7 protein-coding genes are annotated in these 12,329 nt (G+C 66.0%); 5 read left to right on the top strand and 2 right to left on the bottom strand.

Features of this window, described 5'->3' with window-relative positions; translation table 11 throughout:
• Window positions 1–3: 3 nt before the first annotated feature.
• The 5 genes from B3098_RS14535 to prpF all read left to right on the top strand — a co-directional run bounded on the left by B3098_RS14535 (window position 4) and on the right by prpF (window position 8,788).
• Entirely contained in the window at window positions 4–1,902 is a 1,899-nt protein-coding gene (locus B3098_RS14535; RefSeq protein WP_286897280.1) for a sigma-54-dependent Fis family transcriptional regulator, read from the top strand.
• Between the two features lie 334 nt (window positions 1,903–2,236).
• A complete protein-coding gene (locus B3098_RS14530; protein WP_286897278.1) occupies window positions 2,237–4,048 on the top strand; it encodes an NAD(P)/FAD-dependent oxidoreductase in 1,812 nt (603 codons plus the stop codon).
• A gap of 131 nt (window positions 4,049–4,179) precedes the next feature.
• A complete protein-coding gene (locus tag B3098_RS14525; protein ID WP_175122421.1) occupies window positions 4,180–4,890 on the top strand; it encodes a GntR family transcriptional regulator in 711 nt (236 codons plus the stop codon).
• Window positions 4,890–7,505, top strand: coding sequence for a Fe/S-dependent 2-methylisocitrate dehydratase AcnD (gene acnD, locus B3098_RS14520; protein ID WP_286898156.1), 2,616 nt, complete (start codon window positions 4,890–4,892; stop codon window positions 7,503–7,505). Before B3098_RS14525 ends, acnD begins: the two co-directional genes overlap by 1 nt.
• A gap of 98 nt (window positions 7,506–7,603) precedes the next feature.
• Window positions 7,604–8,788: a 2-methylaconitate cis-trans isomerase PrpF gene (gene prpF / locus B3098_RS14515; protein ID WP_175122419.1), complete on the top strand. Its 1,185-nt coding sequence runs from the start codon at window positions 7,604–7,606 to the stop codon at window positions 8,786–8,788.
• 49 nt (window positions 8,789–8,837) lie between these two features.
• Here prpF and B3098_RS14510 read toward each other — a convergent pair whose 3' ends face one another.
• Both B3098_RS14510 and B3098_RS14505 read right to left on the bottom strand, forming a co-directional pair.
• Window positions 8,838–10,499: a type VI lipase adapter Tla3 domain-containing protein gene (locus B3098_RS14510; protein WP_286897275.1), complete on the bottom strand. Its 1,662-nt coding sequence runs from the start codon at window positions 10,497–10,499 to the stop codon at window positions 8,838–8,840.
• A partial coding sequence (locus tag B3098_RS14505) for a T6SS effector phospholipase Tle3 domain-containing protein (RefSeq protein ID WP_286897273.1) occupies window positions 10,496–12,329 on the bottom strand: 1,834 nt, incomplete at its 5' end. The genes B3098_RS14510 and B3098_RS14505, both read right to left, overlap by 4 nt.

The raw sequence follows: 12,329 nt of genomic DNA, 5'->3' as shown, positions 1-12,329 counted from the left end.
GACATGCCCAGTCAGGAATCCCTGCACTCCGCCCATATCCGCGAAATCGAACAGGTCGGCCAGGGCCTGCCCACGCAGCGCGACGCGCATGTCGTGCGCAGCTGGTTGCGCTGCCTGGATCAGTACCGCCTCGACCCGGCCCACGCCTGCGAGGCCTACATCGTGCCGGACGGCCGCCTGCGTGAACACCGCCAGCAATCCGAAGCCCTGATCGCCATCGCCCGCAGCGGGCTGGATCACCTGTTCCGGCAGGTGGCCGGCCAGAACTACGTGCTGCTGCTGGCCGACCGGCAAGGCGTCACCGTGGAATTCCTGGGCGATGCCCAGCAGACCGCCCAACTGCGCAAGGCCGGGCTGTATCTGGGGTCGGAATGGTCCGAGCAGCGCGCCGGCACCTGCGCCGTCGGCGCCTGCCTGGAAACGGGCGAAGCGCTCACCATTCACCAGACCGATCACTTCGACAACACGCACACGCCGCTGTCCTGCACCGCCGCGCCCATCTACAGCGCCGACGGCGAGCTGGCCGCCGTGCTGGACATCTCGCTACTCAGTTCGCCCAGCCTGAAGGCCAGCCAGAATCTGGCGCTGCATCTGGTCAACAGCACCACGCGGCGCATCGAGCTCGCCAACCTGATGGCGCGCACGCGCAACGAATGGGTGCTGCGCTTTGCCCGCTCGCCGGAATTCCTGGATGTGGATCCGGAAGCCGCGATTTCGCTGGACGGGGCCGGCCGCGTACTCGGCATGACGCATAGCGGCGCCAAGCTGCTGGCGCGCGCCTCGGGGCTGGACTGGCGCAATCCGCATGACCTGATCGGCCTGCCGGTGACGCGCTTTTTCGACGTGCAGCTGGACGATCTGCCGCAGTACACGCGCGGCCGCGCGCCGCAGGACCGGCTGATCGTCGCGCGTGACGGCGACGCCCTCTTTGCCCACGCCATCGAACCCAACCGCCGCCCGCGCGGCGCCACCGTGGCGGTGCGCGAGGCGCCCTCGGCGCTGCGCGGCCTGGACGGCGGCGACGACCGCATGGCCGCGCTGCTGGTGCGCGCCGCCAAGCTGGCGCGGCAGGGCCTGCCCATGCTGCTGCAGGGCGAAACCGGCGTCGGCAAGGAATACCTGGCGCGCGCCATCCACGATGAAAGCCGCCGCGCTGGCCGCTTCGTCGCCGTCAATTGCGCCGCCATCCCCGAATCGCTGATCGAAAGCGAGTTGTTCGGTTACCTGCCGGGCGCCTACACCGGCGCCGCCCCCAAGGGCCGCAAAGGTCTCATCGAGGAAGCCGACGGCGGCACCCTCTTTCTGGACGAGATCGGCGACATGCCGCTGGCGCTGCAAAGCCGCCTGCTGCGCGTGCTGGCGGAATCCGAGGTCACGCCGATCGGCGCCAATGCGCCGCGCGCGCTGCGCCTGTCGCTGGTGTCGGCGTCGCACCGCGACTTGGGCGCGCTGGTGCGCGAGGGGCGCTTTCGTGAAGACCTGTACTACCGCATCAACGCGGCCGCGCTCACCGTGCCGCCGCTGCGCGAACGCCAGGACCTGGACTGGCTGATCGCACGCATGCTGGCGCGGCACCAGGACGAATCCGGCGCGCCCGCGCTGTCGCCTGCCGCGTTGATTGCGCTGAAAGCCCACGCGTGGCCAGGCAACATCCGTGAACTGGCCAACGTCATTGCGGTGGCTGCCGCGCTATGCGAACACGGCGTCATCCAGCCGCACGACCTGCCCGACACACTGGCGGTGGCGGCAGCGCCAGCGGCTGGCAGCCCCGAGGAAGCCGCGCTGCGCGCCACGCTGGCCAGCTGCGCGGGCAACGTATCGGAAGCGGCGCGTCGCATGGGCGTGGACCGTTCCACCGTGCATCGCCAGATGCGGCGCTACGGATTGGCCTCGCGCCGCTGACGCCGCAGCGTTGCGAGGTTCGCGCGGGGTTGCGCCACGGGGTTGCGCCACGGGGTTGCTCCATCGGATTGCGCCACGGGGTTGCGCGACAGCGTTGCGCCACAGGTGTGGCATCGCGCCACACCCCCACTCCCGCCTCGACCCGCGCGCGCCGGGGCTTCCCCCGTCCGACTCACCTGGCATGGCATTTGCATGTTCCTGATCGGCGACCACCTTCCGACACAGGACGGGGCCGCCGCCGGATCGCCGGATCGCCGGACCGCCGGATCGCCGGACCGCCGGACCTTGCGTCCGCCACGACAACGACCGCCCGCCCCGGGCAAGGAGACATGACATGCCGATCGACCACGCCGCCGACGCCGACGCCGCCTTGGACGCGTTGCTCACGCAGCTGAACACTGCGCTGGGCAACAAGGACATCGACGCCGTTGCCCGGATGTTCCAGGACGAATGCTATTGGCGCGACCTGGTGCTGTTTTCCTGGAACCTGCGCACGCTCGAAGGCCAGGACCAGATCCGCGACATGCTGGAACATCAGTTGCAACAGGTCGAGCCGGTGCGCTTCACCCGCGACGAGGCCGAGGCGACCACCGAAGAAGGCGGCCTGCTGCAGGGCTGGTTCCGCGTCGATACGAATCTCGCGCGCGGCTACGGCCACATCCGGGTCAAGGACGGCAAGATCTGGACGCTGCTCACCACCATGTCGGAACTGAAGGGCCACGAAGAACCGAGCGGCGTGCGCCGGCCCATGGGCGCGCAGCACGGCCACAGCCGCGAACGCCAGACCTGGCTGGAAAAGCGCGAGCGCGAAGCCGCTGAGTTGGGCTACGAGACGCAGCCCTACGTGCTGATCATCGGCGGCGGCCAGGGCGGCATCGCGCTGGGCGCGCGTCTGCGCCAACTCGACGTGCCCACGCTCATCCTCGAAAAGAACGAGCGCGCCGGCGACAGCTGGAGGAAGCGCTACAAGTCGCTGTGCCTGCACGACCCGGTCTGGTACGACCACCTGCCCTACATCCCCTTCCCCGAAAACTGGCCCGTCTTCGCGCCCAAGGACAAGATCGGCGACTGGCTCGAGATGTACACGAAGGTGATGGAGCTGAACTACTGGACCTCCACCGTCTGCGAGTCGGCACGCTACGACGAGGACAAAGAGGAATGGGAGGTCCACGTCGTGCGCGAGGGCAAGCCCGTGGTGCTGCGGCCCAAGCAGCTCGTGCTGGCCACCGGCATGTCGGGCAAGCCCAACGTGCCCAGCTTTCCGGGGCAGGATGAATTCCAGGGCGAGCAGCAGCACTCCTCGCGCCACCCGGGCCCGGACGCCTACCGCGGCAAGAACGTCGTCGTCATCGGCGCCAATAATTCGGCCCACGACATCTGCGCGGCGTTGTGGGAAGGCGGCGCCAACGTCACGATGGTGCAGCGATCGTCCACGCACATCGTGCGCTCCGAGACGCTGATGGACATCGGGCTGGGCGGGCTGTATTCCGAGCAGGCGCTGGCCAATGGCATGACCACGCGCAAGGCCGACCTGACCTTCGCGTCGGTGCCCTACAAAATCCTGGCGCAATTCCAGATCCCGCTCTACGAGCAGATGCGCGAGCGCGACGCGGAGTTCTACCAGAAACTGGAAGCCGCGGGCTTCATGCTGGATTGGGGCGACGACGGCTCGGGCCTCTTCATGAAATACCTGCGGCGCGGCTCGGGCTATTACATCGACGTGGGCGCATGCGATCTCATCATCGACGGCAGCATCAAGCTGCAATCGCGCACCGACGTCAGCCGCCTCACGCGCGACGCCGTCGTGCTGACCAACGGCGTCACCCTGCCCGCCGACCTGGTGGTCTACGCCACCGGGTACGGCTCGATGAATGGCTGGGCGGCGGACCTGATCAGTCCCGAGGTCGCGGACAAAGTTGGCAAGTGCTGGGGACTGGGGTCGGCCACCACCAAGGACCCGGGACCGTGGGAAGGCGAACAGCGCAATATGTGGAAGCCCACGCAGCAGGAGGCCCTGTGGTTTCACGGCGGCAACCTGCACCAGTCGCGCCATTACTCCCAGTATCTGTCCCTGCAATTGAAGGCCCGCCACGCCGGACTTCCCGTGCAGGTATACGGAATGCAGGAGGTGCACCACAAGCGGTAGGCGCCGGGGCACGCGGGCGGCCGGCGGCCCTTGCGCCGCCCCCGCCCCGGGAGTAAATTGTTGACACTTCGACGCGTTACCCACGCGTTTTTCCGCGTATCACCCAAAAAACGGATCGAATTGTCGACACCATGAGCAAAGTGCTCACCTTGCCGGGCACCCCGCCCCCCGACGGCGAAACCCTGTCGGACCACATCTTCCGCAAGATCCAGTCCGCCATCGTCAAGGGCGAGATCGCCCCGGGCAGCAAGATCTCCGAACCCGAACTGGCGCGCATCCACGGGGTCAGCCGCGGTCCGCTGCGCGAGGCCCTGCACCGGCTGGAAGGCCAGAAGCTGCTGGTGCGCGTGCCGCACGCCGGCGCGCGCGTCGTGTCCCTGTCGATCCAGGAACTGGTCGAACTCTACGAAATCCGCGAATCGCTGGAAGGCACCGCCTGCCGCCTGGCCGCCGACCGCATGCCGCCGTCGGAAATCGACGAGCTGCGCGGCGTGCTGGAAGCGCACGAACGCGACGAAGCCTTCCAGGCCGGGCTGGGCTATTACCAGCAGGAAGGGGATTACGATTTCCACTACCGCATCGTCAAAGGCAGCGGCAATCAGATGCTGTTCCGCATGCTGTGCGACGAGCTCTATCAATTGGCGCGCATGTACCGCATCCAGTACTCGACGACGCCCAACCGCCCGCGGCAGGCCTATGCCGAGCACCACCGCATTCTGGACGCCATCGCCGACGGCGATGGCGAACTGGCTGAACTTCTGATGCGCCGGCACATCCGCGCATCCCGCATCAACATCGAACAACAGATCGCGCAAAGCACCCAACAGCGCACGGAGGCATGATGAACAAGTCGTACCGCAAGAACCTGCCCGGCACCCGCCTGGACTACTTCGACGCCCGCGCGGCCGTCGAGGCCATCGCGCCCGGCGCGTATGACGGCCTGCCCTACACGTCCCGCGTGCTGGCCGAAAACCTGGTGCGCCGGTGCGAGCCCGCGCTGCTGACCGACGCGCTCAAGCAGCTGATCGAACGCCGCCGCGACCTGGATTTTCCGTGGTTTCCCGCGCGCGTGGTCTGTCATGACATCCTGGGTCAGACCGCGCTGGTCGACCTGGCGGGCCTGCGCGACGCCATCGCCGACAAGGGCGGCGACCCGGCCAAGGTCAACCCCGTGGTGCCAGTGCAGTTGATCGTGGACCACTCGCTGGCGGTGGAATACGACGGCAACGACCCGGACGCCTTCGCCAAAAACCGCGCGGTAGAAGACCGCCGCAACGAAGACCGCTTCCATTTCATCGACTGGACCAAGCAGGCCTTCGAGAACATCGAGGTCGTGCCGCCGGGCAACGGCATCATGCACCAGATCAACCTGGAGCGGATGTCGCCGGTGATCTACACGCAGGACGGCGTGGCCTTCCCCGATACGCTGGTCGGCACCGACAGCCACACGCCGCACGTGGACGCGCTGGGCGTCATCGCCATCGGCGTGGGCGGCCTGGAAGCCGAGAACGTCATGCTGGGCCGCGCGTCGTGGATGCGCCTGCCCGACATCGTCGGCGTCGAACTGTCCGGCCGCGCGCAGCCCGGCATCACCGCCACCGACATCGTGCTGACCCTGACCGAATTCCTGCGCAAGGAAAAGGTGGTGGGCGCATACCTGGAGTTCTACGGCGAAGGCGCGTCCAGCCTGACGCTGGGCGATCGCGCCACCATCTCGAACATGGCGCCGGAATATGGCGCCACCGCGGCGATGTTCTCCATCGACCAGCAGACCATCGACTATCTGCGCCTGACCGGCCGCGAGGACGACCAGATCGCGCTGGTGGAAAACTACGCCAAGACCGCGGGCCTGTGGTCAGACAGCCTGAAGACGGCGCAGTACGAACGCGTGCTGCGCTTTGACCTGTCCACCGTCGTGCGCACGCTGGCCGGCCCGTCCAACCCGCATCGCCGCCTGCCGGTGTCGGACCTGGCCGAACGCGGCATCGCTGGCGTGGTCGAGAACCAGCCGGGCCTGATGCCCGACGGCGCCGTCATCATCGCCGCCATCACCAGCTGCACCAACACCAGCAACCCGCGCAACGTGATCGCCGCGGGCCTGTTGGCGCGCAACGCCAACCGCGCGGGCCTCGTGCGCAAGCCGTGGGTCAAGAGCTCGCTGGCGCCCGGCTCCAAGGCCGTGCAGCTCTATCTGGAAGAAGCCGGCCTCACGCACGAACTGGAACAACTGGGCTTTGGCGTCGTGGCGTTTGCCTGTACCACATGCAACGGCATGTCCGGCGCGCTGGACCCGAAAATTCAGCAGGAAATCATCGACCGCGATCTGTACGCGACCGCCGTGCTCTCCGGCAACCGCAACTTCGACGGCCGCATCCACCCGTACGCCAAGCAGGCCTTCCTGGCCTCGCCGCCGCTGGTTGTGGCCTACGCCATTGCCGGCACGATCCGCTTCGACATCGAGCGCGACGTGCTGGGCGTGGCCGCCGATGGCCGCGAGATCCGCCTGAAGGACATCTGGCCCAGCGACGAAGAGATCGACGCCATGGTCAAGTCGGCGGTCAAGCCCGAGCAGTTCCGCAAGGTCTACGCCCCCATGTTCGGCATCAAGGACGACCGCCAAACGGCCGTCAGCCCGCTGTACGACTGGCGCCCGCAAAGCACGTACATCCGCCGTCCGCCGTACTGGGAAGGCGCGCTGGCCGGCGAGCGCACGCTGCGCGGCATGCTGCCGCTGGCCGTGCTGGGCGACAACATCACCACCGACCACCTGTCGCCGTCCAACGCCATCCTGATGGACAGCGCCGCGGGCGAATACCTGCACAAGATGGGCCTGCCCGAAGAAGACTTCAACTCGTACGCCACGCACCGCGGCGACCACCTGACCGCGCAGCGCGCCACGTTCGCCAACCCCAAGCTCTTCAACGAGATGGTCAAGAACGCCGATGGCACGGTGCAGCAAGGTTCGCTGGCGCGCGTGGAACCGGAAGGCCAGGTCATGCGCATGTGGGAAGCCATCGAGACCTACATGGACCGCAAGCAGCCGCTCATCATCGTGGCCGGCGCCGATTACGGCCAGGGCTCGTCGCGCGACTGGGCCGCCAAGGGCGTGCGCCTGGCCGGCGTGGAAGCCATCGTGGCCGAAGGCTTCGAGCGCATCCACCGCACCAACCTGATCGGCATGGGCGTGCTGCCGCTGGAATTCAAGCCGGGCGTCGACCGCAAGACGCTGAACCTTGACGGCACCGAAAGCTACGACGTCATCGGCGAACGCAAGCCGCGCGCGGACCTGACGCTGGTCATTCACCGCCGCAACGGCAGCACCGAACAGGTGCCGGTGACCTGCCGCCTGGACACCGCCGAAGAAGTGTCGATCTACGAAGCCGGCGGCGTGCTGCAGCGCTTTGCCCAGGATTTCCTGGAAGCCGCCTCGGCGACGGACGCCGGCAAGCTGGCCTGACCGGTCGTTGTACCGACCGGCGGGCGTGTGCAGCGCCCGCCGCCCTACTCCGATATCTCAGGACCGATATCTCAGGACCGATATTTCAGGATCGACACATGGCACATGCTCCCCAAACCAAGATCGCCGCCACCTACATGCGCGGCGGCACCAGCAAAGGCGTGTTCTTCAAGCTGGACGACCTGCCGGAATCCGCCCGCGTGCCGGGCGCGGCACGCGACGCGCTGCTCCTGCGCGTGATCGGCAGCCCCGATCCCTACGGCAAGCAGATCGACGGCATGGGCGCCGCCACGTCCAGCACCAGCAAGACCGTCATCGTCGCCAAAAGCACCCGACCCGACCATGACGTGGACTACCTCTTCGGCCAGGTCTCCATCGACCAGCCTTTCGTGGACTGGAGCGGCAACTGCGGCAACCTGTCCGCCGCGGTCGGCCCCTTTGCCATCACCAACGGCCTGGTCGACCCCGCCCGCGTTCCGCAGGACGGCGTTGCGGTCGTGCGCATCTGGCAAGCCAACATCCAGAAGACCATCGTCGCGCACGTGCCCATCACCGGCGGCGCGGTGCAGGAAACCGGCGACTTCGAACTGGACGGCGTGACCTTCCCCGCCGCCGAACTGCGTTTGGAATTCATGGACCCGGCCGAGGAAGGCGACGGCGGCTCCATGTTCCCCACCGGCAACCTGGTCGACAACCTGGAAGTGCCCGGCGTGGGCACGTTCAAGGCCACGATGATCAATTCCGGCATCCCGACGATCTTCCTGGAAGCCGACGCGCTGGGCTACAGCGGCACGGAACTGCAGGACGCGATCAACGGCGACACTGCCGCGCTGTCGCGCTTTGAGACCATCCGCGCCCACGGCGCGCTGCGCATGGGCCTCATCAAGGACCTCGCCGAGGCCGCCAGCCGCCAGCACACCCCCAAGATCGCCTTCGTCGCCCCGCCCAAGGAATACATTTCCTCCAGCGGCAAGAAGATCGGCACGAGCGACATTGATGTGCTGGTGCGTGCGTTGTCCATGGGCAAGCTGCATCACGCCATGATGGGCACGGCGTCGGTCGCCATCGCCACCGCGGCTGCGGTGCCGGGCACGCTGGTGAACCTGGCGGCCGGCGGCGGCGAACGCGACAACGTGTGCTTTGGTCACCCGTCGGGCACCCTGCGTGTCGGCGCGCAGGCGCAGCTGGTGGATGGCGACTGGAAAGTGACCAAGGCCATCATGAGCCGCAGCGCGCGCGTGCTGATGGAAGGCCGCGTGCACGTGCCGCGTGAGGGGTTCTGATCAGGGGGATAGACCTCTGCAATGCGAGCCGGCGGCGGCAAAACGTGGATTACGACTTGTCTACCCCGGGCAGATCCGCTCCCGGCGCTGACGCAATGAACGCATCCAGCAACCGCTGCTCATACGCCACCTTGGCCGGATCGATGTAGGGCTCGGGCGCCGGCTGGTTGCGCTGGCTTTCGCGCACCAGACTGGCGAACTGCTCCTTGAACTCGGGCGACGGCGCCTCGCTGTACTTCGAGTGCTGGGGTCGCAGCTTTACGTCGAAGGGATCGATTTCAGGCTTCTGGCCCGGCGATGTCGAGGTGATCGCAATCACCGTGGCTTTGCCGCGCTGGCGCAGCGGCATCACCACGCTGGTGTCGGCGTTCAGATAGCTTCCCATCGTGGCCAGCGCAATGCCGACAAAGGGCGAGGAGGCGCCGGTGTCGCCCAATCGCTGCGTGAGGTCATAGCTCTGCGTGGAGTCCAAGGGATCCAACGTGCTTTGCGCGGCGGCCAGCGCGGGCGCCAGGTCGGCCAGCCCGCCCGTCGGGCTGCCGGTGTCGTAGAACACGCGCGCTGGCGCATCGATGATTCCCATGGTGGCACGCTGCCAGGCGCTGGCCAGCGCCGCCTGGCGAGCCTGGTCTTTTAACGGCTTGCCGGTCTGGTCGCCCTCCATCAGAGAAACCTCTACCGGCCGATGCAGTTGCGCAAGCACTTGCAGCCGGTCCCATTGCTTGAAGCCCTGCTCCGTGATGGGTTCGGGAAACGAAGGCGTTGGCGTGAACGCCTTCGGAGGCTGGCGTTTCCAGCCGGTGAAAGCAGGATCGATGTCGTTTCGGGCGTTGGGTTTGGTGTACGGCGCATAGGCGCGCAGCCAGTTCAAACGTTCGGGGCGGGCCACGATCATCGCAACCACCGCGTCGGTCAATTCGCCGGGCTGGCGCGGCCCGGTGCCTACGCCGATTGGCGGTTTGCGCCGTGGCCCCAGGGCTCGGGCGATGTTGTAGCCTTCGACCGAATACACGAGTAACGCAGGCATGTCAGGGTTGACCTCGAACAGCCGAAACAGATACTCCACGGCCGCCTCAGGCGTCGTGTTGCATATGACGCCGGGTTCAAGTTGCCGAATGCGGTGCCAGTGCATGCCTGCGGGTGCTCTCTGATCATCGACCATCAGATTGAGCATCGTTGATACGCGCCCTGATGGCGTCCTGGCATCTTTGGTGGCGTCATAATCCCGTGCGATGGTCAGCGTAGGTATCGGCCAGCGCTCGGGAAAGCCTTGCAGCGCGAGCTCCAGTGCATTGGCCTTACGCATTCTCCAAGCCATGTTCTTCAGATCCGCCAGAACCGGATACCGCTCGGGGTCCATCGGCAAGACAGTTCCCACGTGCAGGGCCTGAGGCTGTGCATTGTTCTGCGCCTGCAGATGTGCCCAAGCCTGGCCCTGGCGATACACGTCAAGACTGAGCCCGATGCGGACGATATCGAGCGTGGCCAGGCGCGCGCTTGGCGAATGGGCTTGAGTGGTGGTCATAATCGATTCCTGCTTGGGTTTGGGACCCAGTTGATCGATAAGGGGATGATCAACCGGCACGGGTGGCAACGGGCACGCGATCCCGGCTAGTGGCCCGGCCTGGATCGGCGGCGGGCCGCCAGAGGACGCGGCCGAAAGTGCCGCTATCAATAGGAAAAGGGCAGAAAGCGGTTTGCGAGCCCTCATACTGCGTTCCCCTTGCCGGGTTGGGGCCGGCGGCCGAAGAAGCGATCCTTCAGCGTCTGGCTCATTACCGCAGCAGGGCGTTCTGCATTGGCGGCGATAGCCGGCAATACGCCAGTTCGTCGGTATTTGTCGGTAGCGCCTATCAACTCCTGCCGATCCGAGGGTTCGGCGTCGTAGAAGCGGAAAGCGGATTCATCAATCCGGTTCTCTTCGACTTCGGATTCTTCGCCGCGAGCGTCGTCATCTCGCCACTCCAACCGCCAATCCGCCACCCGGCACAAATACGTATAAAACTCCTCATCATCGATGCTGCGCGCCTGCCCCAATGCCAAGTCATAGGCCAGCGCGCGTCGGCTGTGCTCCTTGTTCATCGGGATGGCGGAATGAAACGAGTACGCGTTCTGCTCGGCCATGGCGGCGTTCATGCGACGCCGGCGCGCCTCGTTCGGGCTTTCCTGATAGTTCACCCAAAAGCGCCTGCCACCCTTATAGGACGCGAAAGTGATGCGGTGCCAGTCGGCGGCCCATGCGTTGTTGTTCGGCGCCTTGTAAGGATTGCGCGCCGGATCATTCAGGTCGGTCAGTTGCGCTTCCAGTTCCGGGGCTAACGTCATGGCCCGCGCCTGATTTCGATGCGCCGCCGTCAAGGGCCCAGCGCTTTGCGGCAGGTCGACGAAACGCGATCCCAAATGGTTGATGCCCCCATTGGTCACGGCAATCGAGGCGTCGATCGGATCATCCGGTGCATAGACAGGCGCGATTCCGCCTGACGCCTGACTGGCATCGCGCGCGCCGTGTTCGCCAAAGTCTGCCTCGAAAGCAAGTGGCAGCGCAGGCGCATTTACTTGGATCGTCTGCCCGGTCGCGAAACTTGCCTGGGCCATCTTCTGAACGCCCCCCAGCGCCGTGCCCTCCCACGTCGACTCACCGTTCGCAAGTAATTCATAGGTGTACGCCGGCGGCATTCCCACCCGGTGCCGCCCAACCTCGCGTTCGCGGATGGTGAAGACCCGTTGGAAGAATCTGGACCCGAGTGCCGCGAGCGCCGGCACGGTTCTTTCAACGGCACGCCTTTTCTCGGGGAGGAACTGGCGCGACGTCTCGGGCGTGCAAGTGAGCTGGGAACGCTCTGGCACAAGCTCCATGATGGACACCATGTTCGCAACCCCCTGCCAACCGATCCCCTGCACGCTGCTCATACCCACGGTTTGATCTTCGGGCGAGAAGTAAAGGTAGACATTGCCGCGGTTGTCCCGCTCAGTAAAGCTCACCTCCTGGCCGTCCATCGTGGTCCGGCATTTGTCGCCCGTCCAGCGCAGGCCGCCAATGCATGCGGACGTTTCCGGATCGGCCATGTCTGCCAAGGCGGGCGCCGCGTTGGGCCGGCTGCCCAAGAATTGCGTAATGTTGACGAGCGTCTGCAGACGGGCAAGCGCGGTCTGCTGGTTGTGGTACACGAGTGTGTTTTCAAGAAAGGTCTCGACGAGGTTGTAAGGCGAACACATCATCACCAGTGCATCGATAGGCCGCTCGCCCTCATCCTTGAGAAACGCATTGGCCAGCAATGTGATCAAGGTGCCCTGGCTGTGGCCCACGACATTGATGGTGTCGTTCAAACCGTCGCTTCCGCTCCGGCCTTTGTAGCCACGAATGGTTTTCACCAGCGCCGCCAGTCGCAACGCGGCCAGCACCATATACCGGCGGGCCGGGGCGGGCATCAGCGGATGGCTGGGTGATCCGAACACCGGATTGATCGGCATGGCCCCGAGCAGCCTTCCCGAGAATCCGGGCCCAAACATGTCAGGAATGTTTGTCGTCGCATTGGCGAAC

This window comes from Achromobacter sp. UBA2119 (genome assembly GCF_002331005.1).
GTDB lineage: Bacteria > Pseudomonadota > Gammaproteobacteria > Burkholderiales > Burkholderiaceae_B > Achromobacter > Achromobacter animicus.
This window is presented reverse-complemented; position numbering and strand designations above follow the sequence as displayed.